Annotated in this window: 17 protein-coding genes; 7 read left to right on the top strand and 10 right to left on the bottom strand. The window is 66.1% G+C overall.

The annotated features are described in order from the left end of the window. Window positions 1-74 precede the first annotated feature (74 nt). Window positions 75-1622 carry a signal recognition particle protein gene (gene ffh, locus AC24YW_RS22180; protein ID WP_487484703.1) on the bottom strand — a complete coding sequence of 516 codons (1548 nt, stop codon included), beginning with the start codon at window positions 1620-1622 and terminating at the stop codon, window positions 75-77. Between the two features lie 432 nt (window positions 1623-2054). On the opposite strand from ffh, the gene AC24YW_RS22175 reads away from it, so the two are divergent. Further along, window positions 2055-3119 (top strand): MBL fold metallo-hydrolase, encoded by a 1065-nt coding sequence (locus tag AC24YW_RS22175; protein ID WP_487484702.1) that lies wholly within the window; start codon window positions 2055-2057, stop codon window positions 3117-3119. Window positions 3120-3281: 162 nt separating this feature from the next. Here the strand turns inward: AC24YW_RS22175 and AC24YW_RS22170 are convergent, their stop codons facing one another. Both AC24YW_RS22170 and AC24YW_RS22165 read right to left on the bottom strand, forming a co-directional pair. Beyond that, entirely contained in the window at window positions 3282-3989 is a 708-nt protein-coding gene (locus AC24YW_RS22170; RefSeq protein WP_487484701.1) for an SIMPL domain-containing protein, read from the bottom strand. 5 nt (window positions 3990-3994) lie between these two features. Further along, window positions 3995-4753, bottom strand: a complete 759-nt coding sequence (locus tag AC24YW_RS22165; RefSeq protein ID WP_487484700.1) for a GyrI-like domain-containing protein — start codon at window positions 4751-4753, stop codon at window positions 3995-3997. A gap of 259 nt (window positions 4754-5012) precedes the next feature. On the opposite strand from AC24YW_RS22165, the gene dapF reads away from it, so the two are divergent. After that, window positions 5013-5888, top strand: coding sequence for a diaminopimelate epimerase (dapF, locus tag AC24YW_RS22160; protein WP_487484699.1), 876 nt, complete (start codon window positions 5013-5015; stop codon window positions 5886-5888). After that, a complete protein-coding gene (mtaB, locus tag AC24YW_RS22155) occupies window positions 5888-7141 on the top strand; it encodes a tRNA (N(6)-L-threonylcarbamoyladenosine(37)-C(2))-methylthiotransferase MtaB (RefSeq protein ID WP_487484698.1) in 1254 nt (417 codons plus the stop codon). The genes dapF and mtaB overlap by 1 nt, the downstream gene beginning before the upstream one ends. A 169-nt stretch (window positions 7142-7310) precedes the next feature. Here the strand turns inward: mtaB and AC24YW_RS22150 are convergent, their stop codons facing one another. Together AC24YW_RS22150 and AC24YW_RS22145 are read right to left on the bottom strand one after the other, a co-directional pair. Next, window positions 7311-8420 (bottom strand): DUF2336 domain-containing protein, encoded by a 1110-nt coding sequence (locus tag AC24YW_RS22150; protein WP_487484697.1) that lies wholly within the window; start codon window positions 8418-8420, stop codon window positions 7311-7313. 301 nt (window positions 8421-8721) lie between these two features. Beyond that, window positions 8722-9423 carry an RluA family pseudouridine synthase gene (locus AC24YW_RS22145; protein ID WP_487484696.1) on the bottom strand — a complete coding sequence of 234 codons (702 nt, stop codon included), beginning with the start codon at window positions 9421-9423 and terminating at the stop codon, window positions 8722-8724. A gap of 57 nt (window positions 9424-9480) precedes the next feature. Here AC24YW_RS22145 and ftsY point away from each other — a divergent pair, with 57 nt between their 5' ends. The 3 genes from ftsY to AC24YW_RS22130 all read left to right on the top strand — a co-directional run bounded on the left by ftsY (window position 9481) and on the right by AC24YW_RS22130 (window position 12651). Then, complete coding sequence (ftsY, locus tag AC24YW_RS22140; protein ID WP_487484695.1) at window positions 9481-10425, top strand: signal recognition particle-docking protein FtsY; 945 nt, start codon at window positions 9481-9483, stop codon at window positions 10423-10425. A 122-nt stretch (window positions 10426-10547) separates the two neighbouring features. After that, on the top strand, window positions 10548-11150 hold the full coding sequence (locus tag AC24YW_RS22135) for a septation protein A (RefSeq protein WP_487484694.1): 603 nt from the start codon (window positions 10548-10550) through the stop codon (window positions 11148-11150). Between the two features lie 304 nt (window positions 11151-11454). Next, a complete protein-coding gene (locus AC24YW_RS22130; RefSeq protein WP_487484693.1) occupies window positions 11455-12651 on the top strand; it encodes a hypothetical protein in 1197 nt (398 codons plus the stop codon). 33 nt (window positions 12652-12684) lie between these two features. Here AC24YW_RS22130 and AC24YW_RS22125 read toward each other — a convergent pair whose 3' ends face one another. The 5 genes from AC24YW_RS22125 to ccmA all read right to left on the bottom strand — a co-directional run bounded on the left by AC24YW_RS22125 (window position 12685) and on the right by ccmA (window position 15873). After that, window positions 12685-13278 (bottom strand): DsbE family thiol:disulfide interchange protein, encoded by a 594-nt coding sequence (locus tag AC24YW_RS22125; RefSeq protein ID WP_487484692.1) that lies wholly within the window; start codon window positions 13276-13278, stop codon window positions 12685-12687. Then, entirely contained in the window at window positions 13275-13460 is a 186-nt protein-coding gene (ccmD, locus tag AC24YW_RS22120) for a heme exporter protein CcmD (RefSeq protein ID WP_487484691.1), read from the bottom strand. Before ccmD ends, AC24YW_RS22125 begins: the two co-directional genes overlap by 4 nt. Further along, entirely contained in the window at window positions 13457-14230 is a 774-nt protein-coding gene (locus AC24YW_RS22115) for a heme ABC transporter permease (RefSeq protein ID WP_487484690.1), read from the bottom strand. The genes ccmD and AC24YW_RS22115 overlap by 4 nt, the downstream gene beginning before the upstream one ends. A 91-nt stretch (window positions 14231-14321) precedes the next feature. Then, window positions 14322-14990: a heme exporter protein CcmB gene (ccmB, locus tag AC24YW_RS22110; protein ID WP_487484689.1), complete on the bottom strand. Its 669-nt coding sequence runs from the start codon at window positions 14988-14990 to the stop codon at window positions 14322-14324. Between the two features lie 280 nt (window positions 14991-15270). Continuing rightward, on the bottom strand, window positions 15271-15873 hold the full coding sequence (ccmA, locus tag AC24YW_RS22105; protein WP_487484968.1) for a heme ABC exporter ATP-binding protein CcmA: 603 nt from the start codon (window positions 15871-15873) through the stop codon (window positions 15271-15273). Window positions 15874-16115: 242 nt separating this feature from the next. Between ccmA and acnA the strand changes: the two genes are divergently transcribed. Continuing rightward, window positions 16116-18836, top strand: a complete 2721-nt coding sequence (gene acnA / locus AC24YW_RS22100; protein ID WP_036008823.1) for an aconitate hydratase AcnA — start codon at window positions 16116-16118, stop codon at window positions 18834-18836. Window positions 18837-18859: the final 23 nt, after the last annotated feature.

The following is an 18859-nucleotide window of genomic DNA, read 5'->3' as shown; positions in this document are numbered from 1 at the left end:
GCAAAGTACGTTTTGTTCGGTTGATTGGTATTCCGCGTTGCACGAGATGCTGACGATCCCGTGCGACGAATTCCTCATTTCTTTTTGCCGGGAAAACCGCCCAGACCCGGAAGAGTCGGCTTGCCGCTGAGGCCCGTAAGCCCCGGCAAATTCGGTAGGCCCGAGCGAAGCCCAGGCGGCAGATCCTTCGGCAAATTCGGCAGGCCCTGCCCGCCCCCGCTCTGCATCTTTTCCTGCATCGCCTTCATCTCTTCGGGCGAGGGCATCTTCATGCCGCCGCCAAAGCCCATCGCCTGCGCGATGCCGGCGAGCGGGCCGCGCTTGCCTGAGCCCATGGCCTTCATCATGTCGGCCATGTTCCGGTGCATCTTCAAGAGCTTGTTGACCTGCTCGACGCTCTGGCCGGAACCTGCCGCGATGCGCTTCTTGCGGCTCGCTTTCAGCAGGTCCGGATGACGGCGCTCGTCGCGCGTCATGGAATCGATGATCGCGACCTGGCGTTTCAGAATCTTGTCGTCGATGCCGGCCGCCGCGATCTGGTTCTTCATCTTGGAGATGCCGGGCATCATGCCCATCAGCCCGCTGATGCCGCCCATATTGGCCATCTGCAGCAGTTGCTCGCGCATGTCATTGAGGTCGAACTGACCCTTGCGCATGCGCTCGGCGGTGCGCGCGGCCTTCTCGGCGTCGATATTGGCGGCGGCGCGCTCGACCAGCGAGACCACGTCGCCCATGCCGAGGATGCGGCCGGCGATACGGTCGGGGTGGAAGTCCTCCAGCGCGTCGGTCTTTTCGCCGGTGCCGATCAGCTTGATCGGCTTGCCGGTGACGGCGCGCATCGACAGCGCGGCGCCGCCGCGGCCGTCGCCGTCAACGCGTGTGAGCACGATGCCGGTGAGGCCGACGCGCTGATCGAACGAGCGCGCCAGATTCACCGCGTCCTGGCCGGTGAGCGAGTCCGCAACCAGCAGCACCTCATGCGGATTGGCCGCGGCTTTGATTGCAGCCGCCTCCGCCATCATCTCTTCGTCGAGCGTGGTGCGGCCGGCGGTGTCGAGCAGCACGATGTCGTAGCCGCCGAGCTTGCCGGCTTCCAGCGCGCGTTTCGCAATTTGCGGCGGCTGCTGGCCCGCCACGATCGGCAGCGTCGGAATGTCGAGGTCGCGGCCGAGCACGGCCAGCTGCTCCATCGCCGCCGGGCGGTAGACGTCGAGCGAGGCCATCAAGACCTTGCGCTTGTCGCGCTGGACCAGGCGGCGGGCGAGCTTGGCGGTGGTGGTGGTCTTACCGGAGCCCTGCAGGCCGACCATCATGATCGGCACCGGCGGCACGGAATTGACGTCGATGGTCTGGCCTTCGCTGCCGAGCGTGCTGACCAGCTCGTCATGAACGATCTTGACCACCATCTGGCCGGGGGTGACCGACTTGACGACGGTGGCGCCGATCGCCTGCTCGCGCACGCGCTCGGTGAAGCTGCGCACGACTTCGAGCGCGACATCAGCCTCCAGCAGCGCGCGGCGCACCTCGCGCATCGCGGCGTCGACGTCCTTTTCGGTCAGCGCACCGCGCCCCGTCAGACGATCGAGAATGCCACCAAGCCGTTCCGACAGATTGTCGAACAATGCCGTTGTCCTTTTTTACCTCTCCCCGCCTGCGGGGAGAGGTCGCCGCCCTCTTGGGCGGCGGGTGAGGGGGTACGGGACCATCGACGCGCACCCTGCGCGGAGAGAGCCCCTCACCCCGACCCTCTCCCCGCAAGAGCGGGGCGAGGAAGAAGAAATCCAAACACCTTTGCGCCCGAGGGCGCACAGCGCTGTCGGGCGTTGACCTCCGGCCCTAAGGCCGGTCGGCGGGTCGAAAAGAAAGCCTTTCCGAGAAAGTGGCGGGGTTAAACGCCGCTCCCGCCCAAAAGTCAAGGAAAGTTAGGGCGCCGGCTCGCCCTTGGTAAGGCAAGGTTTTGAAAACGTGATCCTTTTGTCGCGGTTCCTTTTCCGCCCGCCCCGCCCATATAGGCGGTGATGTCTTACCACCTCCACCATCCCTAGAAGCCCGCCGTGCCGATCACCCGCCGCCGCCTGTTCGGATTGCTTGCCGGAGCCGGTGCGCTGGTCGCCGTCCCCTCCCTCTGGATATCCCGCATGAAAACCTATGACGGTCCCGTCTCCGACCATTTCGACGGCATGACCTTCTTCGATCCGGACGGGTCCCCGCCGAAATCGCTGCGCGAGGTGCTGCGTTGGCAGCTCGGCGGCAGGCGGAAGCGCGCCGAATGGCCCGACTGGGCGCCCAGCCCCCATGCCGATACCCCGCCGGCGCGGGTCGATGGCGACAAGGTGCGGCTCTCCTTCGTCGGCCACGCCAGCTGGCTGATCCAGACCGGCGGCCTCAACATCCTCATCGATCCGGTCTGGTCGGAGCGGGTCTCGCCGGTCGCCTTCGCCGGGCCGAAGCGGCACAATGACCCCGGCATCGCCTTCGAGAAGCTGCCGAAGATCGATGTCGTGCTGGTCTCGCACGGCCACTACGACCATCTCGATATCGCGACGCTGTCGCGGCTCACCAAGAATTTCGCCCCGCGCGTCGTCACCCCGCTCGGCAACGACGTCACCATGCGCAGCTGGGATTCCACGATCAAGGTGGAAGCGTTCGACTGGCACGATCGCGTCGAGCTCGGCCAAGGCGTCGCGGTGCATCTGGTGCCGACAAGGCATTGGACTGCGCGCGGCCTGTTCGACCGCAACAAGGCGCTGTGGGCGAGCTTTGTCCTGGAGACGCCGGCCGGAAAGATCTACGTGGTCTGCGATTCCGGCTACGGCGATGGCCGCCATTTCCGCCGCGTCGCCGAGAAGCACGGCAAGCTGCGCCTGGCGATCCTTCCCATCGGCGCCTACGAGCCGCGCTGGTTCATGCGCGACCAGCACATGAATCCGGAAGACGCGGTGAAGGCGTTGGCCGATTGCGGCGCGGAAGCCGCACTCGGGCATCATCACTTCACGTTCCAGCTGACGGACGAAGCGATCGACGCGCCGGCCAAAGCGCTGGTGGAAGCGCTCGATGCGGCGAAGATTCCGCAGGAAAGATTCGTCGCGATGCTGCCGGGGCAGGTGGTGGAGATTTAGGTCTCGCCGCGCACGCCGCTCGTGCCCCGGACGCAGCGCAGCGTCACTTTGACGGTGCGCTGCAGAGCCGGGGCCCATGTCGCCGTGTCGCACCGTGCAATATTCTGGGTCCCGGCTCTGCGCAGCAGCGTTTCACGCTGCAGCGCGTCCGGGACACGAGACCTATTGCTCTTTCGGCTTGATCGCCCAGCTCACATTCACCGTCACCGTCAGCGTCTCCTCGCCCGGCGCGACCGCGGCCTGCGGGGCTGCGGCCATTGGTGCTGCCATGCGGCCCTTGAACAGCGGCACAGGGCCGCCGCCCTCGGTGACGCTGAGCGGCGCGCCCAGCGTCACACCGGCCGCCTTGGCGTAGATCTCCGCCTTTCGTCGCGCATCCGCCACCGCCTGCTCGCGCGCATCATCCAGCAGCTTCGAGGCCTGCGTCACCTCGAACGAGATATTGCCGATGTCGTTGGCGCCGGCGCTGACCAGCGTGTCGATGATGCCGGCGACCTTTGTCACGTCGCGGATCTTGACGGTGACGCGGTTGCTGGCGCGGAAGCCGACCACCGGCGAGGCGCCGGTGGATTTGTTCTGGCCGTATTGCGGCTGCAGCGACAGCCGCGAGGTCTGGTAATCCTTCTCGGCGATGCCTGCGCCCTTCAGCGCCAGCAGCACCTTGCCCATCGCGGCGTTGTTGGCATCGGAAGCCTCCTTCGCCGTCTTGGCGTCGCTGGCGACGCCGGCATCGATCTGCGCGAGATCGGGCGCCGCGGACACCGAGGCTTCGCCGCTCACCGAGATCGCGGAAGGAAAATCCTCGGCGCGCGCGGGCGCGGCGAGCAGCGTGGCGGCGAGGACGGCGGCAAGCAGGGCAGGCTTTTTCATCAGTTTCACTTCAGTGGCACGAAAACATTGATCACGAGCTTGTCCTCGGCCGTCTTCAGGGGATCGGTGAGGTACTCCTCGATGAAGGTGTCCTTGGCTTCCAGCCTCTTGTCATCGAGGTGGTTGGTGATCGCCTCATAGGTGTTGTCCATGTTGTCGTAGGAGCCGCGATGGACGAATTTCAGCGCCTTGCCTTCCGGCGATTTGCCGATGCTCATGTCCTTGGACAGGTTCTTCGGGTCCTGATCGACCGGAATCTCGGCAAGGAAGGTGAAGCCGGTATCGTCGGTCGAGGTGTAGACGATCATCGAATTGCCCGATGGCTTGATGCCCTGCTTGTCCAGCAGCGCGTTCAACGCCTTGAAGGCATCGATCAGCGTGTCGAAGGCGGAGTCCCAATTGGCGGTGCCCTTGACCATCACGACCTTCTTCGGCTCGAGCGTGGTCTCGAGGCCGAAGGGATCGGCGGTCTGAACCGGGGCCGGGGTCGCGGCGGCCGCCGGCGGCGGGCTAGGCGAGGCACTGGCGGCGGGCGCTGGCGATGCTGCAGGAGCGGGTGAGGCGCTCGCGGCAGGCGAGGGGGTTGCCGCGGGAGCGGGCGAGGCACTTGCAGCCGGAACGGGCGAAGCCGACGGGGCCGGCGACGGACTTGCCGATGCGGCCGGCGCCGGGCTCGCGGTCTGCGCCAACGCACCGGATAGCCCATGCGACAAGGCCGCAGCCGGGATCAGCGCGGCCAGCACAAGACGACGAAAAGTGTTCATTTTATTCTCCCCGAGGCCCGGCGTCGTCGGGCCTCAATTCATCAAGGCCTTACCCACCAAGGCCTTAACCCGGCCGCGCGTCCCGGTTCGCGCGATCCGCGCCGTTCTAACACGCGAGCGCCGAATTCGTCCCATGACAGATGCGTCATGGCACGTTCCCTTGGCAGGCACGTTGGCCCATGTCCCGGTCCGTGGCGGCAAATCACTGGCCAAGCGGCCGAGGATCGCCATATAAGGCAGGCGAAATTCGGGAATTTTCATGAGCGCGCTGGCCAACCACGCATTTGCCAAGATGAACGGCATCGGCAACGAGATCGTCGTCGTCGACTTGCGCGATTCGGCGGCCAAGGTCACCCCCGACGACGCCCGCGCCGTGGCGTCCCCGAACGGCGGCGTGGCTTACGACCAGCTCATGGTGCTGCAAAAGCCCCGGCTCGACGGCACCGAGGCCTTCATCAGCATCTACAACAATGACGGCTCGGAGGCCGGCGCCTGCGGCAACGGCATGCGCTGCGTCGTGCGCCGCATCTTCGAGAAGACCGGGCAGACCAGTGCGACCTTCGAGACCGCCGCCGGCCTGCTCAATGCCTGGCAGGGTCCGGCTCCCGATCTCTACACCGTCGATATGGGCGCGCCGAAATTCGGCTGGCAGGACATTCCGCTGGCGGAAGAGTTTCGCGACACCCGCTACATCGAATTGCAGATCGGGCCGATCGACAATCCGATCCTGCATTCGCCCTCGGTGGTGAGCATGGGCAATCCGCACGCGGTGTTCTGGGTCGACAACGTCAACGCCTACGATCTCGGCCGCTTCGGTCCGCTCCTGGAAAACCATCCGATCTTCCCCGAGCGCGCCAACATCACTCTCGCCCACATCGTCGATCGCGAACACATCACGATCCGGACCTGGGAGCGCGGTGCCGGCCTGACCAAGGCCTGCGGGTCGGCCGCCTGCGCCACGGCGGTCGCCGCCGCGCGGCTGAAGCGCGCCGAGCGCAAGGTCGAGATCACCTTGCCCGGCGGCAAGCTCGGCATCGAATGGCGCGAGCGCGACGACCACGTGCTGATGACGGGCACCGCGACCTTCGAATATGAGGGCAGCTTCGATCCGGCGCTGTTCGCGCCGGTGGCCTGATGGCCGTCGACATCGTCACCTTCGGCTGCCGCCTCAACGCCTTCGAGGCCGAGGTGATCCGCAGCAAGGCGGAAGCCGCGGGTCTTTCCGACACGATCGTCATCAACAGCTGCGCCGTCACCAACGAGGCGGTGGCGCAGGCGCGCCAGTCGATTCGCAAGCTGAAGCGCGAGCGCCCCGAAGCGCGCATCGTCGTCACCGGCTGCGCGGCGCAGACCCAGGCTGCGATGTTCGCCGACATGGCCGAGGTCGATCGCGTCGTCGGCAATGACGACAAGATGCGCGGCGAAGCGTGGCAGGAGACGCGCGACGCTTTCGATCTTGGCGCCAGCGAGAAGATCGCCGTCAGCGACATCATGGCCGTGAATGAGATGGCGCCGCATCTCGCTGGCGGCTATGCGAGCGGCCTGCCGCGCGTCTTCGTGCAGGTGCAAAACGGCTGCGACCATCGCTGCACCTTCTGCATCATCCCGTTCGGCCGCGGCAATTCGCGCTCGGTGCCGATGGGCGCGGTGGTCGAACAGGTGCGCACCCTGGTCGAGCGCGGCCATGCCGAGATCGTGCTCACCGGCGTCGATCTCACCAGCTACGGCGCGGACCTGCCCGGCGCGCCGAAGCTCGGCCTGTTGACGAAGCAGATCCTGCGCCATGTGCCCGAGCTGAGGCGCCTGCGTATCTCCTCGATCGATTCGATCGAGGCGGATGACGACCTGCTCGATGCCATCGCCGAGGATGCGCGGCTGATGCCGCATCTGCACCTGTCGCTGCAGTCGGGCGACGACATGATCCTGAAGCGCATGAAGCGGCGGCATTCGCGCAGGGACGCCATCGCGTTCTGCGAGCAGGTGCGCCGGCTGCGTCCCGATGTCGTCTTCGGCGCCGACATCATCGCGGGCTTCCCGACCGAGACCGAGGAGATGTTCTCGCGCTCGCTCGACCTCGTCGAGCAATGCGACCTGACCTTCCTCCACGTCTTCCCCTATTCCCCGCGGCCCGGCACGCCGGCCGCACGGATGCCGCAGGTGGCGGGAGGCCTGATCAAGGAGCGTGCGCGACGGCTGCGTGCGGCCGGCGCAGCGGCGTTGCGGCAGCGCCTGCAAGCCGAGATCGGCGCGATGCGCGAGGTGCTGATCGAGAGCGACGGGCAGGGCCGCACGGAGCACTATCTGCCGGTGGCGATTGCGGGCGAGCAGGTCGGAAGCATCGTGCCACGATTGATTGCCGGCGTTAATCGCGAGCGGCTGACGACGTAAGCAGCTGCTCTTTTCCTTCTCCCCTTGTGGGAGAAGGTGGCGCGAAGCGCCGGATGAGGGGTTGCTTCAGCGTACTCAAACTGGAGTGTGGACTGGCGGACAGAGACCCCTCACCCGGCTCGCCGCTATCGCGGCGAGCCACCCTCTCCCACAAGGGGAGCGGGAAAAACTACAGCGCCCTTACCTGCCAGAACCGCAGCGTCCTCTTGGCGTTCTCCGCCGTCATTCTCGCAAAATGCTCCTGCGCCCTGGCGATGTCCGCGGGCTTCATCGCGCCTGTCGCGAAACGGCATTCGAGCACGGCCATGGTGGTCTCCCAGCTGAGCTGTGCGGCCTTGCACGGTACCAGCAGGCCGTCCTCGCGGAGGCTCTGCATCAGCGGTCGGATCACTTCGACCGTCGACCCTGATAATGCCGCCAGCGCCGCCGCCGTCTCCTCATAGCGCCGCTGTCTGGCGAAGCCGAGCAGCGTCGCCTCGTGGAGCTGACCGGTGGCTTTGAGGCCCGCAATAGCGCGTTTGGCACCTTCGAAATCGCGCGCCGCCGACATTTCGCGCTCGGCGCCGATGGCGACGGCGGCGATCGCGCTCTGGATCTCCTCGAACAGATGCGGCGGGGCGCGCGACAACAGGCGTGTGCGCACGGCGTCCGTCGCCGAGCGCAGCAATTGGCGGCGCAGCTCCGAGGGCAAGTCGACGCGGACGCCGACGCTGACCGCGAGCTCCGGATCGCTTTCGGCCTGGCCGATGATGATGGCAAATCCCTTTGCGGAGACGCGCGCGCCGGGATTGGCGGCCAGCCGCCGGCTGACGCTGGGATAGCGGCGCGCCAGCAGCGCGTCGGTGACGATTTCCTTCAGCCACCAGCGGCCGGCGACCGCGAGCAGATGCGGCTCGCCCTTGGCTGATGCGATCTTCACCAGCTCGCCGTCGTCGAGGCGTGCGGATTCCTGCAGCACGGGTCCGGCGATGCGGATCTCGTCATTGTTGGCGAGGCGGCGGATCACCGACGGCGGCGCCTGCGCGATCGGCGCCAGCTGCGCGCTGATCTCGGCCAGCGCGACGCGCGCGGCCACGTCGGCGATGGCGCGCAGCTCGATGGTGCCGATCAGGCGCTCGAGCACGTCGTCGAACAGCGCGATCTGCTCGTCGTCGAAATTGCCGGCGGAGGAGAGGAACAGCTCGGTGACGCGCCGGGCCGTCGCCAGGCCCCTTTCCGGCGAGCCGATCCGCAGTGCGGATTCGACCTCGTCGACGATCGATAGCCCGGCCTTGGTCATCGCGCGCGGCTCGTCCTGAGCGGTTACGGAAGCTTTTTCTAAGCAACCGTTATCATTAGAGACGAGCGCTGAAGGTTTGGTAAACCATGGGCGGGACGCGTCATTGCAGCGAGATGCCGCTGCGAATGCGGTGCGCTCCCGCCCCCGCCTGCGCAGGAGGGCTGGGGAGAGGGTGTCTCCACAACGGGACAATCCCCCAGAGGAGAGAGCCCTCACCCGCGCCGGAGCCTGTCATCGGGCGCGCCTTCGGCGCGACCCGGTGGGCGCGACCTCTCCCGCAAGCGGGAGAGGTGAACAGCGCCTACTCCCCATTCCACCCGCAGGCCCGGAGCTTCTCATGCATGTGCGGCGGGGCCGGCGCCACCACGCGGACCGGCTCCTTGTTCCGGGAGATCGGCACCACGATCTCGCGCGAATGCAGGTGCAGGCGCGGCTCGCCGAAGCGTGGGCCGTTGCCGTAAATGTTGTCGCCGAAGATCGGCCAGCCGCTCGCGGCCGCATGCACCCGCAATTGATGGGTCCGCCCGGTCACCGGTTCCATGGCAAGCCAGGTGAAATCGTCGCCCCGGCCCATCACCTTCCAGTTCGTAATCGCCTTCTGCCCTTCCGGATCCGGCTTCTGCCACCAGCCGCGCTCTGCGTTGAGCCGGCCGAGCGGCATGTCGATGGTGCCTTCTTCCTCGGCAGGCCCGCCTTCGACAACGGTCCAGTAGGTCTTGCCGATCTTTCCGTGCTTGAACAAAAGGCCCAGCGATGCCGTCGCCTTGCGGTGGCGGCCGAGCACGAGGCAGCCCGAGGTGTCCTTGTCCAGCCGGTGGGCCAGCACCGGCGGCCGCGGCAGGCCGAAACGCAGCGCGTCGAAGCAATCCTCCAGATTGGGGCCACCCTTGGGGCCGCGATGCACCGGCAGGCCGGCGGGCTTGTCGATCACCAGCATCAGTCCGTCGCGGTGGAGCACGCGGCCCAGGATTTCATCGGCGGTCAATTGGGGAACATCGAGCAATCGCAGGACTTTCGGTCAAGGCTTTCGTTTACGGGCCGGAACGGCTAACACGCCACCATGAATGATACCACCTCCGAGACCCCCAAGCTGAGCTGGTGGCGCCGCCTGTCCAACGGGCTGAAGCGCACCTCGTCCTCGCTCGGGACCGCGGTCGCCGACCTCGTCACCAAGCGCAAGCTCGACCGCGCCATGCTCGACGACATCGAGGACGTGCTGCTGCGCGCCGACCTCGGCACGTCAGTCGCGGTGCGCATTGCCGATGCCGTCGGCGCCGGGCGCTACGACAAGGCGATCTCGGCGGACGAGGTCAAGGACGTCGTTGCGACGGAGGTCGAGAAGGTGCTGTCGCCGGTGGCAAAACCGCTCGTGATCGATGCGGCCAGGAAGCCGTTCGTGATCCTCGTCGTCGGCGTCAACGGCTCCGGCAAGACCACCACGATCGGCAAGCTGTCGCAGAAATTCGCCTCCGAAGGCCGCAAGGTGATGCTGGCCGCCGGAGACACGTTTCGCGCCGCCGCCATCGAGCAGCTCAAGGTCTGGGGCGAGCGGACGAAGACGCCCGTCATCGCGGGCGCGCAGGGCTCGGATTCGGCGAGCCTTGCCTTCAACGCGCTCACCGCGGCGAAGGAGCAGGCCATCGACGTGCTGCTGATCGACACGGCCGGCCGCTTGCAGAACAAGGCCGAGCTGATGAACGAGCTCGAGAAGGTCGTGCGCGTGATCCGCAAGGTGGATGACACTGCGCCGCATGCCGTGCTGCTGGTGCTGGATGCGACCGTCGGTCAGAATGCGCTGTCGCAGGTCGAGGCCTTCCATCGCACCGCAGGGGTCACCGGCCTCGTGATGACCAAGCTCGACGGCACCGCGCGCGGCGGCATCCTGGTGGCGCTCGCGGAGAAGTTCAAGCTGCCGGTGCACTTCATCGGCGTCGGCGAAGGCGTCGACGATCTCGCGCCCTTCACCGCGCGCGACTTCGCCCGCGCCATCGCCGGAATCGAATAGCGTCATCCTTCGAGACGCCGCTTGCGCGGCTCCTCAGGATGAGGTCGTGCCACACCTAAGGTCCTCATCCTGAGGAGACCGCGAAGCGGTCGTCTCGAAGGATGGGAGAGACGGAAGAGAGAATGGACAAGACCCAGCCGCATCCGCTGTTCAAGCTCGCGACCGAGCTCGGTCCGCTGCTCGTGTTCTTCTTCGTCAACGCAAAGTTCAATCTGTTCGCCGCGACCGGTGCCTTCATGGTCGCGATCGCGGTCGCGATGGCCGCCTCCTACATTGTGACGCGTCACATCCCGATCATGGCGATCGTCACGGGCGTGATCGTGCTGGTGTTCGGCACGCTGACCCTGGTGCTGCACGACGAGACCTTCATCAAGCTCAAGCCGACCATCATCTACGGCCTGTTCGCCGCAATCCTCGGCGGCGGCCTGTTGTTCGGCCGCTCCTTCATCGCCGTCATGTTCGACCAGGTGTTCAACCTGACGCCGCAGGGCTGGCGTATCCTCACCTTGCGCTGGGCGCTGTTCTTCGCCGGCATGGCGGTGCTGAACGAGATCGTCTGGCGCACGCAGAGCACGGACTTCTGGGTGAACTTCAAGGTGTTCGGCGTCACCCCGATCACGATGATCTTCGCCATCGCCCAGATGCCGCTGACCAAGCGCTATCATCTCGCGCCGGCCTCGCTGGAGAGAAGCGAGGCCGAGGCGGGGGATGTGAGCAAGGGATAGAGCGTTTTCGAGCGAAGTGGACGCCGGTTCGCGTCAAGAAAACGCGTCAAGACAGGAATCTAGAGCCCCGTTCCGATTCCATCGGAACGGGGCTCTAGTCGCCGGGGCGGCACCTGCCGCATCGCCTATTCACGCTAACGTGCACTCCGCGCCGCTGCCGGTCGGATCGCGCGCCGAAGCCGGACCGGCTACTTCATTGCTCCGTAACCGCAAGCCGAGATTATTCAGCGCTTTACCTTGCTGAAAGGTCGAGGGCGATAGCCTTTCCCCGTGAAGAGAGGATGGCACGCCGGAGGGCCCGGTGGTGAGCGCAAGACAGGACCAGACCGCTGAACACCTGATTCAGTATCTCCGGCAACTCGCGCCGCAGGTTCGGCGCCGCCTGCTTGCCGAGCTGGAGCGGCTGCATCTCCTCGGCGAGGACATTCCGCATTCCGAGCCGTTGATTGCGGCGCTGCGTGCCGAGTTTCGCAACACCGGCCAAAATCACTATCGCGTCGGAAACCCGTCACGCTACTTCTTCGAGCCGCTCGAGCCGGTGCTGGTGGACAGCGCACCGGAGCGCGCCAATAGCGGGCAGATCGCCCGCGGATCACTCGCACCGATCTGGAGCCTCGTGACGGAGCAATTGCTGCGCAGCATGGCGGCCGACTACATCGCCAATGCGACCAAGGCCATCTCTGCCGACAAGCAGGCCGAGGCGCGGCAGATGGCCCAAGCCTTCCAGAAGAAGGTCCTGACCTCGCTCAACGGCCAGCTCGGGTCCGCCGAGGGCGCAGCCCGCATCCACGATGGGCTGATGGCCTATACCAGCGCGCATGCGACGTTCGACGACCTGAAGAAGATGCTGCGCTACCTCGACATGCAGCGGGAGCTCGACGATTTCGGCCGTGCGCTCGCACCGAAGATCGCCCGGCTCGAGGGCGCGAGCCTCGACAAGGTCCTCGGCCAGTTGAGCACGCTGAGGGCCAAGCGTCCCGATGCCGTGCCGTTCGCGCTCACGATCCTGGCAAAGCATCTGGAGACCCCCTGGGAGCTGCTGTCCGTCGCGATCGCTCCCGTCGACGACCGGGCTGCGGCGCGGGTCGCGGCGGGCCCCTTCGCGATCGCGGTGCCGATGGTGCTCGATCAGATCGAGGAGAACCATCACCTCTTGCTCTTTGCGCTCAGGAACAACCGTCCGGTGCGAGCCAAGGAGATCGTCGGCGAGATCTACCGGATCGAGCAGGCGCTGAGAGCTCAGATCGAGCTCAAGGGGTCGGGCTGGGCGCAGCGCCTGGATGACCTGATGACGGAAGTCCACGCCGCCGTCGCGGCGGAGGTCAGCACGATCCCCGGCGATCACCGCCACTTGACGCACATTCTGGAATCGCCGCGGCTGCGCCCGGACGATTCCTTCGGCCACAAGGTCGGCCAAATGTTCGGGAAGGGCTGGGATGCCGTCGCGGGCTTGCTCGCTGGCCACGCCGACACGACCAATCGCGGCGACGGCGCTTCGTGACTTCGCTCCGTGGCGCGGCTCGTGCGCAGCAGATCAGCTTCCTGCCTTCAGCGCCTTCTCCAGCTCCGGCATCAGCACGGCCTTGAGATTTTGCGGCGTGATCGGCCCGACCAGCTTGTAGACGATGGTGCCCTCGCGCCCGACGACGAAGGTCTCCGGCACGCCATAGACGCCCCATTCGATCGAGGCGCGGCCGTTGGCGTCCACGCCGACGTGGCCGAACGGGTTGCCGTAGCGGCCGAGGAAGCGGCGCGCATTGTCGGCCGCGTCCTTGTAGTTGATGCCGACCAGCTGGAAGCGCTTGTCTTTTGCCAGTTCGGTCAAAAGCGGCGCTTCGTCATGGCAGGGCACGCACCAGGACGCCCAGACGTTGACGAGGCTGATTTGGCCCTTGAAGGCGGCGGGATCGAGTCCCGGCACCTGCGCGCCGTTGTCCTGCAACCCCTGGAGCGGCGGCAGCACGGTCTGCGGTGCGGGCCGGCCGATCAGCGCGGAGGGAATCCGCGAGGGATCGCCGCTGCCAAGCCGGAACCAGAACAGAAGCGCAAGGCCGATGAAGACGATCAGCGGCAGCATCACCAGGAAGGTGCGGCGCTGCGGCGGAGCGGTGGCAGGTTGGTCGCTCATCGCGGCTTCGTCGCGCTGCGGACCGACCGGCGGGTGATGCCGCGCTGCTCCAGCTCGCGCAGGCGCTGCGTCTGGCTGCGGTAATCGAGCATGACCCAGCCGATCAGGATCGCAACCACGAGGGCGGCAGCTGCGTAAGACGCCACGATGAAAGAGGCATAAGGACCGAGCGACATCGTCATGCAGCCCCAGCTTCTTTTGACGCGGTTTCCACTTCGCTCGAAAACGCCATGCGACTGGCCTGCATCATCTGCAGCGAGCGGACACGGCGGCGCAAGATTTCGTTGCGCATCGCGGCGAGGTGCAGCGTGACGAACAGCAGCGTGAAGGCGACCGCCATCACCAGCAGCGGAATCAGGAACGACTTGTCCAGCGCCGAGCCGCCCATGCGCATCACCGAGGCGGGCTGGTGCAGCGTGTTCCACCAATCGACCGAGAACTTGATGATCGGCAGGTTGATGGCGCCGACCAGGGTCAGCACCGCGGCGGCGCGCGCCGCACGCGAGGGATCGTCGACGGCGCGCCACAGCGCCATCAGGCCGAGATACATCAGGAACAGGATCAGCACCGAGGTCAGCCGCGCGTCCCATTCCCAATAGGTGCCCCACATCGGCCGGCCCCAGAGTGAGCCCGTGAGCAGCGCGAGGAAGGTGAAGGCGGCGCCGATCGGCGCTGCGGCCTTGGCGGCGACGTCGGCGAGCGGATGGCGCCACACCAGCGTGCCCAACGATGCGATGCTCATCACGCCCCACACGAACATCGCGAGCCAGGCATTGGGAACGTGGATGAACATGATCTTGACGGTGGCGCCCTGCTGATAGTCGTCGGGCGCGAGCGCAGCTTGATAGAGACCGATCGTGAGCAGGATGATTGTCGCGGCCGTCAGCCACGGCAACACCCGCGTTGTCAGCGCGAGGAACCGCGTGGGGTTGGCGAGGTCGATCAGCGTCATGGTATCCTGATAATCACCGGGGGCCGCTCAGGCAATCAGCACGAAAGTCCGTGGCGAAAGTTGATCGGGGTCAAGGCCGGCCCGGTCCATTTCAATCGAGACCATGCCGCAGGCTCGCTGCCGCCGCGAACGGGCCGATCACGAGGCTGACCAGCGACAGCGCGCACAGGATCGAGAACGGGGCGCCGAAGGTCAGGGGGCCGACGATCACCGCCTGCGAGGCCGCAACCCCGAAAATCAGCACGGGAATCGACAGCGGCAGCACCAGCACCGCCATCAACAGGCCGCCGCGATGCAGCGTCACCGCCAGTGCCGCGCCGATCATGCCGGTGAAGGTTAGCGCCGGCGTGCCTGCCAGCAGCGTCAGCGCCACCGCGGCCGTGGCGACCATGTCGAGGTTGAGCAACAGGCCGAGCACGGGGGTTGCGACAATCAGCGGCAGGCCGGCGGCGAGCCAATGCGCCAGCGCCTTGGCGGCGCAGGCGAGTTCGAGCGGCGTCCGGCTCATCGTGATCAGGTCGAGCGAGCCGTCCTCATGGTCGGCCATGAACAGCCGGTCGAGGGTCAAAAGGCTCGCCAGCAGCGCGCCGAGCCAAAGGATCGCAGGTCCCAGCCGCGATAGCAGCGCCAGATCCGGCCCGACCGCGAACGGCATCAGCACCACCACGGTCAGGAAGAACAAGACCCCGATCAGCGCTCCGCCGCCGACGCGAAGCGCAATCCTGATGTCCCGGCGGATGAGGGCGGCAAGGGCGGTCATGGGGGGCTCCCCTTGTGCCTCGAAGGCGGTGCGCTCCCTCCCCCGCTTGCGGGGGAGGGCGGGGGAGAGGATCTCTCGACGACGAAGAGTCCCCCAGACGAGAGAACCCTCACCCGGCGCCATAGCCGATGCAAAGCATCGGCGCTTTTAAGGGACGGCGGCCGAGGGCCGTCTATGCCGGCCTCTCCCGCAAGCGGGAGCGAGGGAGCCCGCGGCACTGGCTGCGCACTGTATATGAGAGCCGCGCGCGGCCGCTTGGAAAGCTGAGGGTGCAGCGGAATCACGCCGCACCCCCGATCCGCAGCTCCCGCGATTCGATCCCGAGCGGGGCATGCGTCGCCGCGACGATCATGCCGCCGGCGGCCAGATGCGCGCGCATCAGGCCGGCGAACATGTCCTGACCGGCGACGTCAAGCGCATTGGTCGGCTCGTCCAGGAGCCAGACCGGGCGGCGGACGGTCAGCAGCCGCGCCAGCGAGAGCCGGCGGCGCTGTCCCGCGGACAGGAATCCGGCGGGCAGATGGGTGGCGTGGTCGAGGCCGACCTCGGCGAGGCTCTCGGCCGCGTCGAAACGCTCCCCGCCGAGAAAATCAGCCCAAAACGTCAGGTTTTCGGCCACGCTCAGCGCCGGCTTCAGGGCATCGCGATGGCCGAGATAGTGGCACTGCTCGGCCAGGGTCAGCTCACTATGGCCCCCCTCCAGCGTGATCGTCCCGTCGGCCGGCACGAGCAGGCCCGCGATCAGCCGCAGCAGCGAGGTCTTGCCCGATCCATTGCGCCCCATCACCGCCACCGCCTCGCCCGAGTCGGCCGCGAAATCGAGCCCGGCGAACACCTCGCGCCCGCCCCGCACGCATCTCAGCCCGTGACCTGACAGCCGCATCTCGCCTTGGTTCAGTCCGCTCACAGCCGGGCCTCAGGAAATCTTGGGGTAGCGCATGGGAATTTTTGGCTCGCGAATTGCTGCGGCACGATAGTGGCTGTGGCGGCGCGGTTAGAAAGCTTCTATAAGCCCGGAACTACTTGATGCAGCAACTCAACCTGCCCCCTGCAAGCGGCCCAGCCTGATACGCTAACGGTGTTAAAATACCCTGCCGGGTATAACTAACAATTGGGATCTCCTACATGACCTCGCTCGACAGCTTCAAATGCAAAAAGACTCTCAAGGTCGGCGCCAAGACCTATGTCTATTACAGCCTGCCCACCGCCGAGAAGAATGGTCTGAAGGGAATTTCGAAACTTCCCTATTCGATGAAGGTCCTGCTCGAGAATTTGCTGCGCAACGAGGACGGCCGCTCGGTCAAGAAGGAAGACATCGTCGCGGTGTCGAAATGGCTGCGCAAGAAGTCGCTGGAGCATGAGATCGCCTTCCGCCCGGCGCGGGTGCTGATGCAGGACTTCACCGGCGTGCCCGCGGTGGTCGACCTCGCCGCGATGCGCAACGCGATGCAGAAGCTCGGCGGCGAGCCTGAGAAGATCAACCCCTTGGTGCCGGTCGACCTCGTCATCGACCACTCCGTGATCGTGAACTTCTTCGGCGACAACAAGGCCTTCGGCAAGAACGTCACCGAGGAATACAAGCAGAACCAGGAGCGCTACGAGTTCCTGAAGTGGGGCCAGAAGGCCTTCTCGAACTTCTCCGTCGTGCCGCCCGGCACCGGCATCTGCCACCAGGTCAATCTCGAATATCTGGCCCAAACCGTCTGGACCAAGAAGGAGAAGATGACGGTCGGCAAGAAGACCGGCACCTTCGAGGTGGCCTATCCCGATTCGCTGGTCGGCACCGATTCGCACACCACCATGGTGAACGGCCTTGCCGTGCTCGGCTGGGGCGTCGGCGGCATCGAGGCGGAAGCCTGCATGCTCGGCCAGCCGCTGTCGATGCTGCTGCCCAACGTCGTCGGCTTCAAGCTGAAGGGCGCGCTGAAGGAAGGCGTCACCGCGACCGACCTCGTGCTCACCGTGACGCAGATGCTGCGCAAGCTCGGGGTGGTCGGCAAGTTCGTCGAGTTCTTCGGCCCCGGCCTCGACCACCTCTCGGTCGCCGACAAGGCGACGATCGCCAACATGGCGCCCGAATACGGCGCGACCTGCGGCTTCTTCCCGGTCGATGCCGCCGCGCTCGATTATCTCAAGACCTCCGGCCGTGCCTCGGCCCGCGTTGCGCTGGTGCAGGCCTATGCCAAGGCCCAGGGCCTGTTCCGCACCGCCAAGTCGCCCGACCCCGTGTTCACGGAAACGCTGACGCTGGACCTCGGCGACGTCGTGCCGTCGATGGCCGGACCGAAGCGCCCCGAGGGGCGCATCGCGCTGCCCACCGTCGCGGACGGCTTCTCGCTCGCGCTCGCCAGCGAGTACAAGAAGGCCGAGGAGCCGGCCAAGCGCTTCCCCGTCGAAGGCAAGAACTTCGACATCGGCCACGGCGACGTCGTGATCGCCGCGATCACCTCCTGCACCAACACCTCGAACCCGAGCGTCCTCATCGGCGCCGGCCTGCTCGCGCGCAATGCGGCTGCGAAGGGCCTCAAGGCCAAGCCGTGGGTGAAGACCTCGCTCGCCCCGGGCAGCCAGGTGGTCGCCGAATATCTCGCCAATTCCGGTCTGCAGCCCGATCTCGACAAGGTCGGATTCAACCTGGTCGGCTTCGGCTGCACCACCTGCATCGGCAATTCCGGTCCGCTGCCCGAGGAGATCTCGAAGTCGATCAACGACAACGGCGTCGTCGCGGCCGCCGTGCTCTCCGGCAACCGCAACTTCGAGGGCCGCGTCTCGCCGGACGTGCAGGCGAACTATCTGGCCTCGCCGCCGCTGGTGGTCGCCTACGCGCTCGCGGGCAGCGTCACCAAGAACCTCGCCACCGAGCCGCTCGGCGAGGGCAAGGACGGCAAGCCGGTGTATCTGAAGGACATCTGGCCGACGACCAAGGAGATCAACGCCTTCATGAAGAAGTTCGTGACCGCGTCGATCTTCAAGAAGAAATATGCCGACGTGTTCAAGGGCGACACCAACTGGCGCAAGATCAAGACGGTCGAGAGCGAGACCTATCGCTGGAACATGTCTTCGACCTATGTGCAGAACCCGCCCTATTTCGAAGGCATGAAGAAGGAGCCGGAGCCGGTCACCGACATCGTCGAGGCGCGCATCCTCGCCATGTTCGGCGACAAGATCACCACCGACCACATCTCGCCGGCCGGCTCGATCAAGCTCACCTCGCCCGCCGGCAAATATCTCAGCGAGCACCAGGTGCGCCCCGCAGACTTCAATCAGTACGGCACGCGCCGCGGCAACCATGAAGTGATGATGCGCGGCACCTTCGCCAACATTCGCATCAAGAACTTCATGCTGAAGGGCGCGGACGGAAACATCCCCGAGGGCGGCCTGACCAAGCACTGGCCCGACGGCGAGCAGATGTCGATCTACGACGCCGCGATGAAGTACCAGGAAGAGAAGGTGCCGCTGGTGGTGTTCGCCGGTGCCGAGTACGGCAACGGCTCCTCGCGCGATTGGGCCGCCAAGGGCACGCGCCTGCTCGGCGTGCGCGCCGTGATCTGCCAGAGCTTCGAGCGCATCCACCGCTCCAACCTGGTCGGCATGGGCGTGCTGCCGCTGACCTTCGAGGAAGGCACCTCCTGGCAGTCGCTGGGGCTGAAGGGCGACGAGAAGGTGACCATCCGCGGCCTCGTCGGCGACCTCAAGCCGCGCCAGAAGCTGACCGCGGAGATCGTCTCCGGCGACGGTTCGCTGCAGCGCGTTTCGCTGCTCTGCCGCATCGATACGCTGGACGAGCTCGACTACTACCGCAACGGCGGCATCCTGCACTACGTGCTGCGCAAGCTCGCGGCGTAAACGCGGATTTGTGAATGATGGCT

Source organism: Bradyrhizobium sp. USDA3516, from assembly GCF_057651995.1.
Note: the sequence above shows the minus strand (reverse complement) of the source record. Positions and strands in the feature narration are given on the sequence as shown.

What these genes read in the sequence shown, in the direction of transcription:
- acnA (WP_036008823.1), top strand. Translation starts at nt 16,116, where the DNA reads ATGACCTCGCTCGACAGCTTCAAATGCAAAAAGACTCTCAAGGTCGGC.
- ccmA (WP_487484968.1), bottom strand. Translation starts at nt 15,873, where the DNA reads ATGCGGCTGTCAGGTCACGGGCTGAGATGCGTGCGGGGCGGGCGCGAG.
- mtaB (WP_487484698.1), top strand. Translation starts at nt 5,888, where the DNA reads ATGGCCGTCGACATCGTCACCTTCGGCTGCCGCCTCAACGCCTTCGAG.
- ccmD (WP_487484691.1), bottom strand. Translation starts at nt 13,460, where the DNA reads ATGACGATGTCGCTCGGTCCTTATGCCTCTTTCATCGTGGCGTCTTAC.
- AC24YW_RS22165 (WP_487484700.1), bottom strand. Translation starts at nt 4,753, where the DNA reads ATGAACACTTTTCGTCGTCTTGTGCTGGCCGCGCTGATCCCGGCTGCG.
- ftsY (WP_487484695.1), top strand. Translation starts at nt 9,481, where the DNA reads ATGAATGATACCACCTCCGAGACCCCCAAGCTGAGCTGGTGGCGCCGC.
- AC24YW_RS22170 (WP_487484701.1), bottom strand. Translation starts at nt 3,989, where the DNA reads ATGAAAAAGCCTGCCCTGCTTGCCGCCGTCCTCGCCGCCACGCTGCTC.
- AC24YW_RS22115 (WP_487484690.1), bottom strand. Translation starts at nt 14,230, where the DNA reads ATGACGCTGATCGACCTCGCCAACCCCACGCGGTTCCTCGCGCTGACA.
- AC24YW_RS22150 (WP_487484697.1), bottom strand. Translation starts at nt 8,420, where the DNA reads ATGACCAAGGCCGGGCTATCGATCGTCGACGAGGTCGAATCCGCACTG.
- ccmB (WP_487484689.1), bottom strand. Translation starts at nt 14,990, where the DNA reads ATGACCGCCCTTGCCGCCCTCATCCGCCGGGACATCAGGATTGCGCTT.
- AC24YW_RS22135 (WP_487484694.1), top strand. Translation starts at nt 10,548, where the DNA reads ATGGACAAGACCCAGCCGCATCCGCTGTTCAAGCTCGCGACCGAGCTC.
- dapF (WP_487484699.1), top strand. Translation starts at nt 5,013, where the DNA reads ATGAGCGCGCTGGCCAACCACGCATTTGCCAAGATGAACGGCATCGGC.
- AC24YW_RS22125 (WP_487484692.1), bottom strand. Translation starts at nt 13,278, where the DNA reads ATGAGCGACCAACCTGCCACCGCTCCGCCGCAGCGCCGCACCTTCCTG.